Here is a 16,256-nt window from a genome sequence, read left to right on the forward strand (position 1 = left end):
GCGGCCAGGTGCCTGCCGAGGATCGCGACGATGCCGTCGGCGATGGCACCAGCGATGATCATTTCAGCGGCGCGTTCGGTGTTGGCTGTGGCGGCCCAGCGGACGACGCGGGTGGGGGCGGGTGTCGGCTTCCATAACGAGCCGCCAGTGCTCCAAATATTCAAACGGTGTGGTTGCCGCGATCCGGAAACGGGAAGCAAGCTCAACGGCAGCTGCCCCAAGCTTCCTCGCTCGGACCACGGCGGCTGGTGGTTCGTCCACGATGTACCACCGGGGCCCGACAGTCGACGCCGACGCACCACCGGTGGACCGTTCGGCACCGAATCTGATGTCAATAAGGCTCTGACAACTTCGCTGGCCGAGATGCGTGACGGCAGGAGACCTGAGGGTGCCGATCTCACGGTCGGACGCTACCTGGATGACTGGCTCGACGGGAAGGCAAGTCTCGCTCGCTCCACCCGGCATTCGTACGAAGAACACATCCGTCTCTACCTGAGGCCCGGCCTCGGGCACCTGCGCCTGGTCGATCTACGCGACTTCCATATCGAGAAGCTCTATGCCGCCGCCATGATGATCGGCCGGGAACCGAAAGGGAGGCCCTCGCCGCTTTTGACGCGGCTTCTGGAAGTTCGCCGGGACAATCCAGAACATCGCCGACCGCTGAGCGCCACCCGACTGCGCCGTGTGCATGCAACCCTGGTGAGCGCACTCAACAGCGCGGTAAAACGAAGGAAGCTCCGATACAACCCTGCCGAGCACGTCGAACTACCCAAAGCGCGAAGAGTCCGCCCGCTCGTCTGGACCGCGCCACGGGTCGCCGCCTGGCAGCGCAACGGCACCCGACCCTCTCCGGTCATGGTCTGGACCCCGCAACAAGCGGGTGCCTTCCTGGACTTCGCCGAAGCGGACCGCCTCTATCCGCTGTGGCACCTCATCGCCCACCGCGGAATGCGTTGCGGGGAAGCCGCCGCACTCGGCTGGACCGAGATCGACTTTGAGGACGACAGCATCTACATCCTCGACAACCTTCCTGGACCCAGCTCCAGCGCCGACGATGCCGACATCGACATCTACGAGGATCCGAAAAGCGAGGGAGGTCACCGGACCATCAGCCTGGACGAGACCACCCGGGACGTCCTGGCCGCCTGGCAGAACCTCCAGAACGAAGAACGCGCTGTCTACGGCACCGCCTGGACCGACACAGGCCGGGTCTTCACACATCCCGGCGGCAGCGAGCTCACCCCCGACGGCATCTCCCAGCGCTTCGAACGCCTCGTCGCCCGCTTCGCCACAGTCCGCCGCGAGCACGCCGAACACGGGTGGAGTGTCGAACAGCTCGCCACTCGGCACCGGATGCCCGCAGAGGCCATCGAGACCGCGCTGGACTTCGGCCCGCTGCCCCCGATCCGGCTGCACGATCTCCGTCACACCGCCGCAAGTCTCACCTACCGCGCCACCCGCGACCTCAAGATCGTCTCAGAGCTCCTCGGACACGCTTCCGTCCACTTCACGGGAGACGTCTACACATCGGTCTTCTCCGACGCCGACCGAGCCGCCGCAAAAGCCGCCGCCGAGATCGTCCCTCGTCGTCGCCCCCCAGGCGCGCGCCCTCACGCCGCCTCCCCGTCCCAGGAGGATCCTTCAGCAACCCAATCGGAAATTGACAGGCCACTGCCTGACGGTCCCGAGCTTGATCTATGACCAGCCAAGGGCAAACCCCGGTCCTTCACGATCTCACTCAGCCCGGAGACCGGCGTCCATCTCCACTGCGGCTGCCCCTTGATTTCGCGCAGGCCGCACTCTCCCGGCTGAAAGCGATCGCGTTGCCATCCGCCGCGTCCTCGAACCGCCGCATGCTCTCCCTCGTACCGCGCGACGCGGCCCGCGGCCCGGCATCCCGCTGCCGAGCACTCTCAGTCATCGACGAAACAAGATCGACACCTGATCATCCGCAGTTCGGCACCACCACGGCACCACCAGAGCGAGTCATCGATCTTCAGAGCAGCCGAAGAGCAGCAAACGTGCAGGTCAGAGTGGGTGGGGCGGGTGGGGCTCGAACCCACGACCGACGGATTATGAGATTCCCGGATACTCGTCTGTATCCGTCCACCGACGTCCAGCGGTCCCAGGTCAGGCGGTCGCAGGATTCCATGGACGTCCACGCTCGTCCATGGATGTCGGCCGGCTTGGCTGCCAACGTGGCTGCAACGGGTTGGAGGCGTGGTCACCGCGCGGCCTGATCACGACCAGCCTTCGGCTCGGTACCGTCCCGTGATCAGTGAGTGAAGATCTTCTTTGGCAAGTCGACCCATACCGCGGGTGCGCCAGCACCGAGGAGCGGAAGCGTCGCGGCAGCTCGCCCGTGATCCGCAGCTGGCGAGGAGAGGGCACGTAGTCCACCGACGTCCGTGGAGTGCTGCCGGCCAGCGCACCGAGTCCACAGACGTCAGTGTCGCGCGGACCGCCGAACAGAGGCCCGCCGGCTCGGCGGCGCTATAGCGCCGCCCACTCATGCGCCAGCGTCAAGAAATTAGTTTATCAATTTCGGTAACGATGCGTTGAATTTGTTCGACGGCTTCTAGTGCGTCACTCGCAGAGATCTGAGTTAATTGACCTGGGTTGAGTGTATCGGTATCACAACTATGAACAATCCGGTTTCGTCGCTCGACGATCAAGTTCAGCTCGGTCCGAGTTGTCTCCGCATCGGGACCGAAAGCAGTTGTCCATAGTTTTGCTGTGCCGATCGAGGAAAGAGCGGCGGAAATGCTATCGGCCTTCTGGTAAGTCTCGACCGAGAACCGTTGAGCGAGATGAGTTCTAACTCTTAGCTCTCGGTCAGCAGGTACGGCTGTCGCTAGCAGATCCGATATTGCATGTAAGGGCAGGCCTATGCCTCTTCCAGATCCTACATGTGCCCGACCCATCAGAATGTCAACGCTGCGATCAAGCATTACTCCATGCATATACGAGTCAAGAGACGCCACCGCTTGAACGAGAGCGGCGCGATATAGATCCGAGCCATTCACGACACCCTGTGTCATATTTCCCAGTGCCTGGCCAAGTCCGACCATGTCGCGGGCACGTTGTATATTGCTCTCAAATTGGATGTGACGCTGCGACATCTAGGGGCCAGTGAGTTTCTCTACACGCTCGGCCATATGGGCGAAAGTCTCGCGGAAAGCTTGAATACTGGGTAGCGTGTTTTCCCAGAGACGTCCACCGCGCTTCACGTCCTCGCGGGTCAATGAATAAACTGGTTTACGCTTCTGTTGCGAAACGGCGATCAAGCTGTGAAAGTCGGAAATGGAGGCTATGCGGTAGCCTCCTTCCATTTGTGCTGCCACATACTTCTCGTCCGGCAGCATAATGTCGGACTTTCGTAGCGCTGGAACAAGAGTATCGACGATTGCCGCGTCTAGTTCATTGAAATAAGTTTCAAATGCCTTGGCGGGCTTTCCGTTCTTTAGGCGGTACCGTTGAATCACTACGCCAAGGAAAGTAAGGTTCGGGTCCGGGAATGGGTAATCTGCGGAAGAAAGAGCCTCCAGTTCGGCGGCTCGACGTGCCCAATTGACCCACTGAGGGATAACGCGCGCGAGTGAGTCGATTGCCATAACCGAGAAGACGTCAGGACTAGCGGGGATGATCACATGGTTCGCGGTCGTGACGAGATTTTGATTTATCGAGCCTAGGCCAGGACTGAGATCGAGGAGCACATAGTCTGCCTTGTATCTATTTGCGGTCAGAGAAATAAGATGACCGAAGCTTCCGGGAATGTTTTTCAGAGCCTGAACCGATTCCGAAAGCTGTTGTGCTATACCTAGCGATACCTCGTCCTCCGCTAGCCCGACGTGACCTGGCATGAGGAAGAGTCTCTCGCGCCCTTCGACCTCGACGCAATCCATCGCCTTTAAGGGGCGCGGACGAGACTTGAAAGCGGGCTCGAGCGCGTCTTTTATATTTCGCCCAGGATTTTTTCTATAGAAGTCTGCTAGGTCGTCGCCCTGCGTCAGATCCATTACCATACCGGTCAGATTGCACTGCGGATCGGCGTCCATCATAACTACAGTGTGACCGCGCTCCGCTAGCATCCAACCAAGGTTAAAGCAGGTAGTAGTTTTACTTACCCCACCTTTGTTGTTGAACAATGCTACTGTCTTATGTGTCGGCGGGCTCTTCGTCAATTTTTCCGGCTCCTGGACAGGTTCTAGACGGAGGTTCTCGGTTGCGACATGATCTTACCGCTCGACGCTGACCGTTGACCCTAGGGGCTCGGCTGCGACTCGCCGGCGAGCACGGCGCGCCAGCGCCGCGCGCAGCCGTCGCGCGGCGCGCTCCTAGCTCCGGCACAGGCTTGATCCTAAAATGAGGGATTCGGCAACGCACGGCCTTCGGCTTCGTCGCCCGGTCATTCGGTTCATGGGCCTGAGCCGCCCGGGACCGGGCCACCCGGCCAAAGTTCGGCGAGGTCTGCGGGGGTGAGGGGCTGGTGGTAGGCGGTGCGCAGGACGGTGGTGATGGTGTCGGGGGTGGCGGTGTCGGCGAGGGCGACGAACCAGTCGATGCCGGCGGCGTAGGACCACAGGTAGGAGCGCAACAGAGAGTCGGCTCCGCGATCGGTGAGGGCGTCGGCGATCGTGTCGTCGGTCCAGAACGGGACGCGAGCGTGGGCGTGGGCCACGCAATCGGCGATCGACCTACCGACGTTGATGGCCTGGTGGAGTTCCGCACGGACGAGCTGAAGGTAGTGGTCCAGACGGACGCGGGCGGCCACGGCCTCGTCGTCAGGCGTGGCGAACAGAGGTAGGGCCTGGGCCAGACCTTCCAACAGGACCTGTTGTTGAGCGTGTACCGCCGTCACCCGGATCCAGTCGACGTCGTGAGTCGCCGCGACGGTGGCCCAGTTCGCGGTCTGCAGGGCGTGGCCGAGGATTTCGTGCAGGGCGAACTGGCGTAGGCGGACCTCGGTGAACTGGGCGTGACGGCGGTTGAGACGAAGACGGACCTTGGTGCCGGCGCCGTCGAGCCAGTAGGACCAGTAGGCGTCGATGTCGACGCTCTCGATGGTCAGGTCGTAATCGGTGGTGGCGCCGGTGATGCGGCGTACAGCGGGTTCCAGGTCGACGGCGGCGGCACGCATCAGGTCGGCGACCTTGTCCTCGGACACCCGCCCTTCGAGCCGGTCGAGGTCGCGGGCGGTGTCCGGTCCCCAAGACACGCCCAGGCTTTCGAGGGCGGCGATGGCACGGTTTCGGCAGGCGGTGACGTGGCTGTCGGGCCATCCGGCCACGCCGCAACCCTGCGTCGCGCGGACGTAGGCGTCGAGGGGCTGGCGTTCACCGAGGAGGGCTTGCAGGTAGGCGAGGTGGGCGCCGATCCGGTCGGCGAACCGCTGCTCTCCTTCGGCGACGGCGCGGTGGTGCAGGTCGGTCAGCCTCTCGTGGGCGTCGAGACGGTGCGCGACCGGAGCCGGAGCAGTGTCCGGTGGCGCGCAGTCGAAGTCCACGACCGGCGGGCAGCCGCGGGCGCGCTCGTAGGCGTCCCAGGCCCGCAGCGTGGTCTCAATATCGTCACGCAAGATCATGGTCGGCGTCCCATCGCAATGTCACGGCCTGGCCGGCGGTCAGATGCTTGCGGGTCAGGTCGATCACGACGCGATCGGCGTCATTGCGCCAGGACAGTCCGTCGAGCGCGGAGAGTTCCAGGCCGTCCGCGCGTTCCTCGATCGCGTTACAGCCAAGCAGGCGGCGCACGCCGGCCTGGCGGACGGTCAGGACAAAGGCATCAGTAGGGCGGGCGATGGACTGCCGCCAGTACAGCTCGTCGACGAACCGACCTTTCTCGCAGGTGTAGCCGATGGTGGCCGACTCGCCGGGCTGAAGTGCAGGGAAGATCTGACAAGCGAACTTCGACAGGCCCGGGATGTCATGCACCCGCTGAATGATCACATTGTGGTTCGGTGACGGCTGGGCCTGGATGTCGAGGATGTCGTCGGTGTGCTTGAACCACAGCTCACGGGCAAGCCGGGTGATCGGAAGCGAGCCGACGTTCACCAGTTCGTGTTCGTAGGTCAGATGGGCCGCGCCATCCGCGGCGATGTCGATGGTGACGGCCAACCGCGTCTCCCGCGCGCCGTAGGCACCCGAGGTGGCGGCAGCGCCTCCCTCTCCTGGTGCCGCCTGGGTGGGCAGGCTTCCCACCCGTGTGATGGGCGATGCGCTGGTCGATGATCCCGACCCGGCGGGAACGGGCGGCGGGCTGCTGGTCTCCCAGGGGCGGGGCGCGAGCAGGAAGTAGGCGCCCGGGATGCGCAGCGCGTCGGCGATGCGCTCCACCAGGGTCAGCGACGCGATGCGACTTTCCCCGCTCATCACCCGGCTGACCCGGCTCTGCGTCAGCCCCGGGACCGGCGAGGACACCCGGTCCTGGCTCGCGCCGTCGTACTTCCGCATCAACCGGAAGATCACCTGGAAGTCGCGGGCCTCGCAGGCGGCACGGAACTCGCCGCGGGCAAGCAGCTCGGGAGAGACGGTGTAGGGAGGAGCGGGCTGGGCCATCGCCAGTCTCCTCGTCTCCGGGCCGACCTGTCCCGGTCGGCGGTGGTGTGGTCAGGCTGCTACTCAGAGACTAGCGCCGTCATACCACGGTGGTATGGCCAGTTCGCCGCTCTTCTGCCGCTCACGCGCCCGGATAACGCCGGCCAAGCGCTCGCCGGGTGGTTCGCCCGCTCGCCGCCCATGCGTCCTGTGCCTTGCCATCGTGACCTTCCGCGCCTGCCAGGCGGTTCGTGAGGCTTGTTCATGTGCCCCCCCGCCCCGCGTCGAGTCCCGACCTCCGCGGGGCGGCGCGGCGAACAACGAACCCGGTGTGGCCCAGGTGGGAGGAACATGGTGGGACGGACAGACGCGGGCGCGGGACGCGGGTCGATTGTGCGGGGGCCGTCGCGGCGGGAGCTGCTGTGCGCCCGCGTGGCCGGCGACGGCGGCTCGGGGTCCAGTGGGCCGCCGCTGGCTCCTGGCGGGGGCGGTGTGCGTCGGGTGCTGTGGGCGGTTGTCGTGCGGGGGCCGCGCGGCGCCCTGCTGGGCGTGATCGGGTTCTTCGCGACGCGGGCGGCGGCCTGGACGTACATACGGGATCGACACTTCCCGGGCGCTCTGGTACTTCCGGCCATGCCTGCCGGGGTGGAGCTGACCGGATGACCGCCGATCAGCAGGCCGTCGAGCAGGACACGACGAACCCGATACCGGGCGCGTCGTTTGACCTGTCGGTGGCGCACCCGGCGCGGATGTATAACTACTACCTCGGCGGCAAGGATCATCTGCCGGCCGACCGGGCGGCGGCGGAGCAGGTGGTGGCGGCGTCGCCGGACGTTCCGCTCGTCGCGCGGGCGAACCGTGACTTCATGACCCGGGCGGCGCGGTTACTCGCGGCCGAGTGCGGGATCCGCCAATACCTCGACGTCGGAACTGGCATTCCCACGAGTCCGAACCTGCACGAGGTGGTGCAGGCCGTCGACCCGACGTCCCGGGTCGTCTACACCGACAACGATCCGGTGGTCCTGACGCACGCCCGCGCGCTGCTGACCAGCACGCCGGAAGGGCGCACGGCCTACCTGGATGCCGACCTGCGCGACCCGGCGCTCATCCTCCGCGCCGCGGAACTGCGCGACGCACTCGACTTCCACCGGCCCATCGCGCTGTTCCTCGTCGCGGTGCTGCACTTCCTGACCGACGACGACGGGGCGCACGCCCTGGTGCGCTCGCTGGTCGACGCCCTGCCCTCCGGCAGCTACCTCGTCGTCTCTCACGCCACCGGCGACCTCGCGCCCCGCAACGTCGGCCAGATCGTCGACACCTACACCGCGACGGCCGCGCCGCTGGTGCTGCGGGGCCTGGGGGACGTGTGCCGGTTCTTCGCGGGCACGGAGGTCCTCGGCCCGGGCGTGGTGCGGCTGCCGCTGTGGAAGCCGGACGAACCGCCAACAGGCATTGACAAGGTCTGGGTCTACGGCGGCGTCGGACGGAAGCCCTGATCCACCCGTTCGCACGCAACGGGTTCTCCCATACCGAACGAATCAATTGGAGGTAGTTGGTGCTGTCCGATCTACGCGCGGCGGGAGCGGCGAGTCTCGCGCCGGCGGCAGGGCTGTTCCTGCCGGAGCTTCATCACCGGCGGGACATCGGCCTGGACCTCGTCCAGGTCAACGGGATCGCCGACCTGTGCCACGGCTACACGCAGAAGCGAGCGAAGATCAACGAGCAGATGACCCGGCTCGCCGGTGAACTGCTCGCCGGGATCCTGGGCGGCAAGGTCTGTGACGACCAGACACGCGAGGTATTGACCTCGCACGGCGAGACACGCGGCATGCTGTTCGCCGACGCTGAAAGCCTCATGCTCGCGACGCTCGCCGAAGGCTACCGGCTGCTGAGCGCGGACCAGGTCGAGCGGGCATTGGCCGTCCGGCGGGGGCAGACCTCGGCCGGCTTCGACGCGATCGCCGACGCGATGTACATCGACCAGGTGGCGCCCGCGCGCCTGTGAGCCGATGACGGGCCAACCCCGACATCACGCCCGTCACCATCCGGGAGGACCCGCGCCCGGCCGACCCCCTCGGCGGCAAGGGGCGCGGGTCCTCTCACCCGAGACAACACCCCATGAACGTGGCCGGTCTCCGTGATCGCTCCACCCCGGCCGCTGCGGTCCTGGGCTGACCGCACGCATCGGCCACGATGGGCCGAACCCTGATGACGGGTTCGGCCCATCGGCGTGTTCAGGTCCGATCCGGCTCGCCGGACCTGCTGATCGTTTCCTCGACCACGGCAAGCCGGCGGGCGATCTCGCCAAGACGGTCCTCGACACGGGCGAGTGCGGCGAGGATCTCCCGGCCAGGGTCACCGGTCGGCTCGCTGCCGGTGGGCGTGCCGGCCAGCAGGACGTCGATGAGGTGGTTGTCCGGCCAGTCCAGGGCGCGGGCGATCGCGGTAAGGGTCTTGTTCTGCACCCGCCGGCCGGCGCCATGCTGAAGCTCGCGCAGCGTCGAGACCGACACCCCGGACTCCCGCGCGAGGTCCTGCTGACCGATGCGGCGCCGGGCCATCCGCTCGTTGAGCGCCACGGCGACCGCGGCCCAGTCCTCACCGTCCACCGGACCACGAGTGCGATACACCCGCAGGGTTTTCCGGTCAGCCATGCGCGCATATTAGCGGCCGGTCGAAACGGGAAGCGGCACCGCCTGCGCGTCATATCACCATGACATGACCCTATGCGTACCGCATGGGCAGCATCTCAAAGCTGCATCCAACGCTAAGTTGGCGGTTGATGCGCGCTTGCCGAGCGGAGCACTGTGTATCCGGCGGCCGGAACCACCGGCCGGCTCGACGGAACACGGCGAGTGGAGGAAAACACGGTGGCGGTTCCGCAACGTATTCCGGTGCGATTCGAGGACGTCTTTCCGCAGGGGGCGTACGTGCTCGCGGTGGAGGCGGCGAACGACTTCGAGAAGGTGAAGGCGGGCCTGGCGGACGTGCAGGCCCGTGACAAGGGCAACGGCGAGCGGGTCTGGTCGGTGCGCGTCCTGGACGCGGACCCGGCGGCCCGCAAGTCCGAGGTGAAGGTGAAGATGACCGGCGAGACTCCCCCCGATCTGCCGGACATGCTGCCGGGGACACCGTTCCGGCCGGTGGTCTTCGATGGTCTGCTGGTCGTCCCCTACGTCGACTCCAACGGCGCTCGTCCCCGCCAGGAGTACTCGCTGCGGGCCTCGGCCATGCGGCCGGCCAGCACGGGCCGGCGCCCGGCGGTGGCGGCATGACCGGCCGGCGAGGTCCGGCGATCGATGGGGTTCGATCGGCAACCCACCTTGGCCTGCACGTGGGTGCGGACTGGTCGGTGACCTGCCACACCTACGCCGACCGGTCGCCGATTCTGACGGTCCGGCTCGGGTTGGCATCGGTGACGGTGTCGGCGCTGTCGAATGCGGTCACCTCGGACCATGTTGATTTCGCCTATGCGCTGATCGCGGCGGTGAACGACTACCTGGTGGAGTGCGAACGCATTCGATTCACCTCCGAGGATGCCGCCGATCCTACGGACCTCCGGGCGGCGTAGCTCGCCCAGACCCTTCACTCGGGCGGCCCGGACACCTGTCAGCAGATTCCGGGCCGCCCGAAACTCCTCTCCTCCTTCCCCTGCCCTTGGCTTCGTGCGCTCGAAAAGTGGGTGGTATTGCCATGTCGAGAATCAACGGTGACCAGCGTTTCCCGCGGGTCCCGACTCGGGCCGAGAAGGTGCGGGTACCGCTGTGGATGCTGCTACTCGCGGTGGCCGGCAAGGGGCTGGCGCTGGCGGTGCGGGGCTGCTGGCGGCATCGGGTCGCGGTCGCCACTGCGATCGGGGGGCTGCTGTTCGTGCACCGGTTCGGCCTGCTCGGGCTGGGCGTGCTGCTCGGCGGCCTGGTGGCGGTCGGGGTGGTGTGGTGGCGGGTGCATGGCCGGTCGTTCTGGCCGGTGGCCTGGTGGCTGTGGGGCCGCGCCCGGCTGACGTTCGTCTACCAGCGGCGGTGGAAGCCGGCGATGGTCCACACCGACCTTGCGATCCGCATGCCCGCGTCGACCGGCGACCAGGTGACCTTCGACGAGTACTTCCCCCGGATCCGCTCCATCCGCTCGTCGCGGTCGGTGGACGTGCTGCGGGTGGAACTGCTGCCCGGCCAGACCCCGGCGGCGTGGGCGGAGCAGGCCGAAGCACTGCGGCACGTCTTCCGGGCACGCCGCTGCCAGGTGCATGCGGAGACGTTCCGGTTCGTGCGGGTCGTGTTCCACCGGCATGACTCGCTGACCCGCCCGGTTCCCCCGGCCGCGCTCGACGACTCCGACGGTGCCGGCCCTGACCCGGCCGGCGCTGCCGGTGACCATCCCCGTTCCATCCGGTCGTCATCGGGGCGGGGTGTGCTGGTGGCGGGTCTGTCGGCGGTGCCGGTGGGCCGCTGCGAGGACGGATCCGCCTGGACCCTGCCCGTGCGCGGTTCGCATGTGCTGATCGCGGGGGCGACGGGGGCGGGCAAGGGCTCGGTGCTGTGGGGGCTGCTGCGCGGACTGGCCCCGGCGGTGGCCGCGGGGCTGGTGGAGCTGTGGGTGTGTGATCCGAAGGGCGGGATGGAACTGGCCTTCGGCCGTCCGCTGTTCACCCGCTTCGCCACCACCACGGACACCATCGCCGATCTCCTCGACGACGCGGTGAGCCGGATGCAGACCCGCACGGCCACGCTGGCGGGCAATACCCGCCTGCACACCCCGACCCGGGAAGAGCCGCTGATCGTCGTCGTGGTCGACGAGATCGCCTCACTGACCGCCTATGTGACCGATCGGGAGCTGAAGAAGCGGATCGGGGCGGCGCTGCCGCTGCTGCTGTCCCAGGGCCGCGCGCCCGGGGTGGTGGTCGTGGCCGCGGTGCAGGACCCGCGCAAGGAGGTGCTGCCGTTCCGGGACCTGTTCCCGGTCCGCGTCGCGCTGCGGATGACCGAAACCGACCAGGCCGACCTCGTCCTTGGCAACGGCGCCCGGGAACGCGGTGCCCGCGCCGAGGAGATCCCCCGCGCGCTGCCCGGGGTCGGCTACGTGCTGCACGACGGCAACCCCGACCCGATCCGCGTCCGCGCGGCCTACGTGGATGACGTCGAGATCGGCCGGGTCGTCGCCCACTACCGACCCGCATCCGCGGCCGGCGGCTGGACTCCGGACGTGAGCAACTACCTCGACGACGACTCCGACCCGCTCGACGGCCTCGACCAGGCCGCGTGACCCGACCGGACCCATCGCCCCCGACGCACCGGAGGAATCCCCCTGTCGATGACCCCTCCCACCTCCACCCCCACCCCGACCGAGCGGCCTGGTTCCCGGGCGGCACGGATGCGCTCGCCGCTGGCCCGCCACGTCGTCGAGGCGGTCGCGTTGGACAACGGGGTGTGCGTCCGGCCGCTGGCGATGCGACGGACCAGCCTGGACACCGGCGAAACGCAGATCATCCCCGTTCCCTGCGGCGCCACCCTGGCGAGCAAGTGCCCGCCGTGCGCGGACCGGGCCCGGCGGCTGCGGATGGCGCAGTGCAAGACGGGATGGCATCTCGACGACGAACCCGTTCCCGACCCCGACCCGCCCACGGATGACGCCAAGGCGCTTGCCGTCCTGCGGGCGGACCTGGAAGAAGCGCGCGGTGAGGTCCTAGCGGCCGGCGACCTCGGCCAGGTCGGGGAGATCGACGAACTGATCGGCCAGGTCGACCAGGAACTGTCCGACCTCGGCGTCCGCGGGCGGATCGCACCAGAAGACCGGGACCGGCCGCGCCGGGTCCGCTCGACGAAGCGTCGCCAGGATGCCCCCGACCTGCCCCGGCTTCCCGTCGAGCGGCGCACGGTCGGGCGGACGTTCACCGCGCCGGACGGGACGGTGTGGCGGCCGTCGATGTTCCTGACCCTGACCTGCGACACCTACGGGCGGGTGCACTCCGACGGCACCCCCGTGGACCCGGCCTCGTACGACTACCGGCGGGCGGCCCGCGACGCGATCCACTTCCCGAAGCTGCTGGACCGGTTCTGGCAGAACCTGCGCCGCGCGGTCGGCTGGGACGTCCAGTACTTCGCCGCACTCGAACCCCAACGCCGCCTCGCCCCGCACCTGCACGCCGCGATCCGCGGCACCGTTCCCCGGGTGATGCTGCGCCTGGTCGCGGCGGCCACCTACCACCAGGTCTGGTGGCCCTCCGCGGACCGGCCGGTCTACGACGATCATCATCTGCCGGTCTGGGACGACACCACCGGCGGCTACCTCGACCCGACCACCGGCGTCCCGCTGCCGTCCTGGGATGCGGCGCTCGACGCGATCGGCGAGGACGACGAACCCGCCCATGTCGTGCGGTTCGGCGCACAGCTCCGCGCCGACGGGGTGACCGCGAACTCGACGAACACCGGCCGGATGATCGGCTATCTGACCAAGTACCTGACGAAGAGCCTCGACGCCTGCCACGCCATCGACAGCGACCGGCAGCGGGCGCACGTCGACCGGCTCGCCGACGCCCTGCGCTACGAACCGTGCTCACCGACGTGCGCGAACTGGCTGCGCTACGGCATCCAACCCCGCAACCCCCGCCGGAACCTCACCCCCGGCCGGTGCACCGGCAAAGCACACCGGCGCGAAACCCTCGGCTTCGGCGGCCGGCGCGTACTGGTCTCCCGCCGCTGGTCCGGCAAGACCCTCACCGACCACCGCCACGACCGGGTCGACTTCATCCGCCAGCAACTCGCGGCACTTGGCGCCACCGGCACCGGCCCGGCTGCACCCGAGGACGATCCGGCCCGTCTCGCCTGGACCTTGCTACGGCCCGGGGATCCGGCCGCGCCCCGACGCGAACATCTGATCCTGCACGCCATCGCGCAACGCCACGCCTGGCGCGTACAGCTCGGACAGGACACCGGAGCAGGGGCCGGCGGGGGTTCGGCCACCGGGCCGCCGCTGGCGGACGCGGCCTGACCATCCCCCGTCCCGGCAAGCCTGGAGAGCCCGCGTGACCAAGCTCCTGCTCACCCCGACCGACGCCGCTGACCTGCTCGGCGTCAGCCGCAGCACCATCTACGACCTGCTGAACAGCGGGGACCTCGAATCCGTCCACATCGGCCGCGCCCGACGCATCCCGTCGGCCTCGCTGCACGCCTTCGTCAACCGGCTCCGCGGCCTCGACGACGGACAGGCAGCATGACCACGCTCACCGCCTGCCGGACGGCGGGGGGTCGGGCCGGTGTTCGGCAATCCACGCCTCGACGTCGTCGGTCCGCCAGATGTGACCGGCGGCCAGGGAGGCATACGGCGCGGGGAACGTCGGGTCTTCCTTCAGAAGCTGGTTCACCCGCGTTCGCCCGACCCCAAGCCGGCGGGCGATCTCCGCCGCTCCCATGAGCGGTTGCGTCATACCCGCAATCTACTGGACGACCGTCCAGCGCCACGTGATACCGTGGGCGCCACTGGACGGTCGTCCAGTCCCGTTGAGGCGGTTCCGGCCGTGTGCGGCAACACCCGACCGGAACCTTGATCCCTTCCTGCGCTAACAGGAGAGAGACCCATGCCCATCTTCCCGTCCGACACCCCGGACCCCCGCCCGACCCCCGGCGCAGACCTGCCGCTGATCGTGGCCAGCATCGTCCGACCCGGCGTGTACGCGCTGACGGTTCGCCCCGGCGCCGACGCCCGCGACCTCGGTGAGGCGATGTCCCGCCTGCCGGTCGACGCCTTCCTGACCGAGCACTTCGGCGACATCGACCTGACCATGGTCTTTCGCGCGGTGCCCGGCGGTCCGAACTCCGAGCCCACCGGGGGCACCACCCCGACGGCACCGGCGGCGGCGAGCGGAACCCGCCCGTAGCGGACTCCCTGCCCCACCCATTTTTCTTCCGTTCTCTGGTGGCGCCTGAAGCTGTCGGGGCGGTGGACGGGTCCAGGGTCGGCCGCAGGCCGATCGCGTAGCGACGCGCAGCGCCCTGGACGCGGCCGGCGACCCGACAGACCATCCCAGCGCCAGAGAACGGAAACCCCACCCGCGCCGGACCACGCCTCCCGCGACCCGCGCGCCCGTTCTTTCGGCAAGGAGCCAAACCCGCCATGCCCACCAACACCCCGCGACGGGTGAGCCTCACGCAGGCGCTGCATGACCACCTCGACCGCGCCAACCGCGGCCAGGGACACGCCTACCCGCAGACCGACGGAGAGACCAAGTTCGCCTGCGACATGGAAGACAGCCCCTACGGCTGCCCGTGGTGCGACGCGGTCGAATGGCCCGACGGCAACCCGCTGGACGTGGCCTGATGGCCGCGCGCAAGGGCCGGCGCGGAGCCGGTGAGGGAGCCATCTACAAGGACGCCTCCGGCCGCTGGCGGGCCACCGTAGATCTCGGCTGGAAAGACGGAAAGCGGCAACGCAAGTACCTGTCCGGCAAGACCCGGACGGAGGTCGCCGAGAAGCTGCGCACGCTCCACCGGCAGCAGGAAGACGGCGTCAAGGTCGTCACCGGCAACAAGCCGCTGACGGTCGACCAGTGGCTGACGTTCTGGCTCGACACGATCGCCAGTCGGAAGGTTCGCCCGTCCACGCTCGCCACCTACCGCGGATATGTCCGCAACCGCATCGTTCCGGAGCTCGGCGGCTACCGGCTCGACCGGCTCGAACCCGAGCACCTGGAATCGTTCTACGCCGCGTGCGAGTCGGACGGGCTGGCACCGGCCACGGTGCTCCAGATGCACCGGATCATCTCCCGTGCGTTGAAGATCGCGCACCGACGCGGGAAGGTCGCGCGTAACGTGGCCACACTCGTGGACGCTCCCACCGTCCAACGGGACGAAGTGAGCCCCTTGTCGGCGAAGGAAGCTCGCGCCGTGCTCGACACCGCCAAGGGCGGACGCAACCCGGCCCGCTGGTCGGTTGCGCTCGCGCTCGGCCTTCGTCAAGGCGAGGCTCTCGGCCTGCCCTGGAACGCCGTGGACCTGGACAGCACCCCCGCGACGCTCACCGTCCGGCAGGCACTCCAACGCCGCGCCTGGGCGCACGGCTGCACCGATCCGAAGTCCTGCGGCCTGGCACGCCGATGCCCACAGCGCACCGGCGGCGGGCTGGTCATCGTGCATCCGAAGTCCCGGGCAGGACGGCGAACCATCGTCCTCCCGGCCGGTCTGGCGGCCGATCTGCGTGCGCACCGCTCGGCCCAGCAGCAGGAAGCGGAAGAGGCTGGCACCGGTTGGCGCAACGAGCATGGTTTGGTGTTCACGCAGCCGACCGGCCATCCGATCGACCCCAGCGCCGATCACCGGGCGTGGAAGAACCTCCTGAAGGCCGCGGGAGTCCGAGCGGCCCGCCTGCACGACGCGCGCCACACCATGGCAAGCCTTCTCCTCGCGCAGAAGGTCCACCCGCGCGTCGTCATGGAAATCATGGGACATTCGCAGATCAGCCTGACCCTCGGCACCTACAGCCACGTCGCACCCGAGCTGTCTACCGACGCCGCGAATCAGATGGGCGCGACTCTCTGGGACCCGGAGAACGACGGCGGCCCGCGGACAGACTCGCCCCAGGAACCCGACTCCGCGTAGATCAAGTGTGGGGGGCTCCGGCAACGGGTGTGGGGCTTGCGCGGCGGGTGTGGGGGGCTCTGGCTGCCACCCTGGCTGCCACCAAAGATCGCCGATCTAGAAAGACGCCGGCCGCCCGGGGGTCCGGGGG

18 protein-coding genes are annotated in these 16,256 nt (G+C 68.0%); 12 read left to right on the forward strand and 6 right to left on the reverse strand.

Going from position 1 to position 16,256, the window contains the following annotated elements:
• Window positions 1-30: 30 nt before the first annotated feature.
• Window positions 31-1,701 carry a site-specific integrase gene (locus FRAAL_RS23690; RefSeq protein WP_231861274.1) on the forward strand — a complete coding sequence of 557 codons (1,671 nt, stop codon included), beginning with the start codon at window positions 31-33 and terminating at the stop codon, window positions 1,699-1,701.
• Window positions 1,702-2,522: 821 nt separating this feature from the next.
• On the opposite strand, the gene FRAAL_RS33260 is transcribed toward FRAAL_RS23690, so the two are convergent.
• The 4 genes from FRAAL_RS33260 to FRAAL_RS23700 all read right to left on the reverse strand — a co-directional run bounded on the left by FRAAL_RS33260 (window position 2,523) and on the right by FRAAL_RS23700 (window position 6,557).
• Window positions 2,523-3,122, reverse strand: a complete 600-nt coding sequence (locus tag FRAAL_RS33260; RefSeq protein WP_162137490.1) for a hypothetical protein — start codon at window positions 3,120-3,122, stop codon at window positions 2,523-2,525.
• Window positions 3,123-4,184: a ParA family protein gene (locus tag FRAAL_RS32065; protein WP_157892205.1), complete on the reverse strand. Its 1,062-nt coding sequence runs from the start codon at window positions 4,182-4,184 to the stop codon at window positions 3,123-3,125.
• Window positions 4,185-4,417: 233 nt separating this feature from the next.
• Window positions 4,418-5,584 (reverse strand): hypothetical protein, encoded by a 1,167-nt coding sequence (locus tag FRAAL_RS23695; protein ID WP_011606523.1) that lies wholly within the window; start codon window positions 5,582-5,584, stop codon window positions 4,418-4,420.
• Complete coding sequence (locus FRAAL_RS23700) at window positions 5,571-6,557, reverse strand: helix-turn-helix domain-containing protein (protein ID WP_011606524.1); 987 nt, start codon at window positions 6,555-6,557, stop codon at window positions 5,571-5,573. The genes FRAAL_RS23695 and FRAAL_RS23700 overlap by 14 nt, the downstream gene beginning before the upstream one ends.
• 330 nt (window positions 6,558-6,887) lie before the next feature.
• On the opposite strand from FRAAL_RS23700, the gene FRAAL_RS23705 reads away from it, so the two are divergent.
• Genes FRAAL_RS23705 through FRAAL_RS23715 form a run of 3 tightly spaced genes read left to right on the forward strand, consistent with a single transcriptional unit; the run spans window position 6,888 to window position 8,541 of the window.
• Entirely contained in the window at window positions 6,888-7,199 is a 312-nt protein-coding gene (locus FRAAL_RS23705) for a hypothetical protein (protein ID WP_157892206.1), read from the forward strand.
• Window positions 7,196-8,032: an SAM-dependent methyltransferase gene (locus tag FRAAL_RS23710; RefSeq protein ID WP_011606526.1), complete on the forward strand. Its 837-nt coding sequence runs from the start codon at window positions 7,196-7,198 to the stop codon at window positions 8,030-8,032. The genes FRAAL_RS23705 and FRAAL_RS23710 overlap by 4 nt, the downstream gene beginning before the upstream one ends.
• Window positions 8,033-8,088: 56 nt before the next feature.
• Window positions 8,089-8,541, forward strand: coding sequence for a hypothetical protein (locus FRAAL_RS23715; RefSeq protein WP_011606527.1), 453 nt, complete (start codon window positions 8,089-8,091; stop codon window positions 8,539-8,541).
• A 229-nt stretch (window positions 8,542-8,770) separates the two neighbouring features.
• On the opposite strand, the gene FRAAL_RS23720 is transcribed toward FRAAL_RS23715, so the two are convergent.
• A complete protein-coding gene (locus tag FRAAL_RS23720; RefSeq protein WP_011606528.1) occupies window positions 8,771-9,190 on the reverse strand; it encodes a helix-turn-helix domain-containing protein in 420 nt (139 codons plus the stop codon).
• A 216-nt stretch (window positions 9,191-9,406) separates the two neighbouring features.
• Between FRAAL_RS23720 and FRAAL_RS23725 the strand changes: the two genes are divergently transcribed.
• The 5 genes from FRAAL_RS23725 to FRAAL_RS23745 all read left to right on the forward strand — a co-directional run bounded on the left by FRAAL_RS23725 (window position 9,407) and on the right by FRAAL_RS23745 (window position 13,749).
• Window positions 9,407-9,811, forward strand: a complete 405-nt coding sequence (locus FRAAL_RS23725) for a hypothetical protein (RefSeq protein ID WP_011606529.1) — start codon at window positions 9,407-9,409, stop codon at window positions 9,809-9,811.
• The gene (locus tag FRAAL_RS23730; protein ID WP_041939706.1) at window positions 9,808-10,107 is read left to right on the forward strand and encodes a hypothetical protein; all 300 of its coding nucleotides are present in this window, start codon (window positions 9,808-9,810) and stop codon (window positions 10,105-10,107) included. The genes FRAAL_RS23725 and FRAAL_RS23730 overlap by 4 nt, the downstream gene beginning before the upstream one ends.
• A gap of 122 nt (window positions 10,108-10,229) precedes the next feature.
• Complete coding sequence (locus FRAAL_RS23735; protein WP_011606531.1) at window positions 10,230-11,798, forward strand: FtsK/SpoIIIE domain-containing protein; 1,569 nt, start codon at window positions 10,230-10,232, stop codon at window positions 11,796-11,798.
• A 48-nt stretch (window positions 11,799-11,846) separates the two neighbouring features.
• Complete coding sequence (locus tag FRAAL_RS23740; RefSeq protein ID WP_011606532.1) at window positions 11,847-13,523, forward strand: replication initiator; 1,677 nt, start codon at window positions 11,847-11,849, stop codon at window positions 13,521-13,523.
• Between the two features lie 34 nt (window positions 13,524-13,557).
• Window positions 13,558-13,749 (forward strand): helix-turn-helix domain-containing protein, encoded by a 192-nt coding sequence (locus FRAAL_RS23745; protein WP_011606533.1) that lies wholly within the window; start codon window positions 13,558-13,560, stop codon window positions 13,747-13,749.
• Between the two features lie 6 nt (window positions 13,750-13,755).
• Here FRAAL_RS23745 and FRAAL_RS23750 read toward each other — a convergent pair whose 3' ends face one another.
• Window positions 13,756-13,959, reverse strand: a complete 204-nt coding sequence (locus FRAAL_RS23750) for a helix-turn-helix transcriptional regulator (protein ID WP_011606534.1) — start codon at window positions 13,957-13,959, stop codon at window positions 13,756-13,758.
• A 150-nt stretch (window positions 13,960-14,109) separates the two neighbouring features.
• On the opposite strand from FRAAL_RS23750, the gene FRAAL_RS23755 reads away from it, so the two are divergent.
• The 3 genes from FRAAL_RS23755 (at window position 14,110) to FRAAL_RS23765 (ending at window position 16,126) form a co-directional block, all read left to right on the forward strand.
• Window positions 14,110-14,409 carry a hypothetical protein gene (locus FRAAL_RS23755; protein WP_011606535.1) on the forward strand — a complete coding sequence of 100 codons (300 nt, stop codon included), beginning with the start codon at window positions 14,110-14,112 and terminating at the stop codon, window positions 14,407-14,409.
• Between the two features lie 236 nt (window positions 14,410-14,645).
• The gene (locus FRAAL_RS23760) at window positions 14,646-14,849 is read left to right on the forward strand and encodes a hypothetical protein (RefSeq protein WP_011606536.1); all 204 of its coding nucleotides are present in this window, start codon (window positions 14,646-14,648) and stop codon (window positions 14,847-14,849) included.
• The gene (locus FRAAL_RS23765; RefSeq protein ID WP_050997233.1) at window positions 14,849-16,126 is read left to right on the forward strand and encodes a tyrosine-type recombinase/integrase; all 1,278 of its coding nucleotides are present in this window, start codon (window positions 14,849-14,851) and stop codon (window positions 16,124-16,126) included. The genes FRAAL_RS23760 and FRAAL_RS23765 overlap by 1 nt, the downstream gene beginning before the upstream one ends.
• Window positions 16,127-16,256: the final 130 nt, after the last annotated feature.

The sequence above is a fragment of the Frankia alni ACN14a genome (genome assembly GCF_000058485.1).
Taxonomy (GTDB): Bacteria; Actinomycetota; Actinomycetes; order Frankiales; family Frankiaceae; genus Frankia; species Frankia alni.

What these genes read in the sequence shown, in the direction of transcription:
- FRAAL_RS23690 (WP_231861274.1), top strand. Translation starts at nt 31, where the DNA reads ATGCCGTCGGCGATGGCACCAGCGATGATCATTTCAGCGGCGCGTTCG.
- FRAAL_RS33260 (WP_162137490.1), bottom strand. Translation starts at nt 3,122, where the DNA reads ATGTCGCAGCGTCACATCCAATTTGAGAGCAATATACAACGTGCCCGC.
- FRAAL_RS23695 (WP_011606523.1), bottom strand. Translation starts at nt 5,584, where the DNA reads ATGATCTTGCGTGACGATATTGAGACCACGCTGCGGGCCTGGGACGCC.
- FRAAL_RS23700 (WP_011606524.1), bottom strand. Translation starts at nt 6,557, where the DNA reads ATGGCCCAGCCCGCTCCTCCCTACACCGTCTCTCCCGAGCTGCTTGCC.
- FRAAL_RS23705 (WP_157892206.1), top strand. Translation starts at nt 6,888, where the DNA reads ATGGTGGGACGGACAGACGCGGGCGCGGGACGCGGGTCGATTGTGCGG.
- FRAAL_RS23710 (WP_011606526.1), top strand. Translation starts at nt 7,196, where the DNA reads ATGACCGCCGATCAGCAGGCCGTCGAGCAGGACACGACGAACCCGATA.
- FRAAL_RS23720 (WP_011606528.1), bottom strand. Translation starts at nt 9,190, where the DNA reads ATGGCTGACCGGAAAACCCTGCGGGTGTATCGCACTCGTGGTCCGGTG.
- FRAAL_RS23730 (WP_041939706.1), top strand. Translation starts at nt 9,808, where the DNA reads ATGACCGGCCGGCGAGGTCCGGCGATCGATGGGGTTCGATCGGCAACC.
- FRAAL_RS23735 (WP_011606531.1), top strand. Translation starts at nt 10,230, where the DNA reads ATGTCGAGAATCAACGGTGACCAGCGTTTCCCGCGGGTCCCGACTCGG.
- FRAAL_RS23740 (WP_011606532.1), top strand. Translation starts at nt 11,847, where the DNA reads ATGACCCCTCCCACCTCCACCCCCACCCCGACCGAGCGGCCTGGTTCC.
- FRAAL_RS23750 (WP_011606534.1), bottom strand. Translation starts at nt 13,959, where the DNA reads ATGACGCAACCGCTCATGGGAGCGGCGGAGATCGCCCGCCGGCTTGGG.
- FRAAL_RS23755 (WP_011606535.1), top strand. Translation starts at nt 14,110, where the DNA reads ATGCCCATCTTCCCGTCCGACACCCCGGACCCCCGCCCGACCCCCGGC.
- FRAAL_RS23760 (WP_011606536.1), top strand. Translation starts at nt 14,646, where the DNA reads ATGCCCACCAACACCCCGCGACGGGTGAGCCTCACGCAGGCGCTGCAT.
- FRAAL_RS23765 (WP_050997233.1), top strand. Translation starts at nt 14,849, where the DNA reads ATGGCCGCGCGCAAGGGCCGGCGCGGAGCCGGTGAGGGAGCCATCTAC.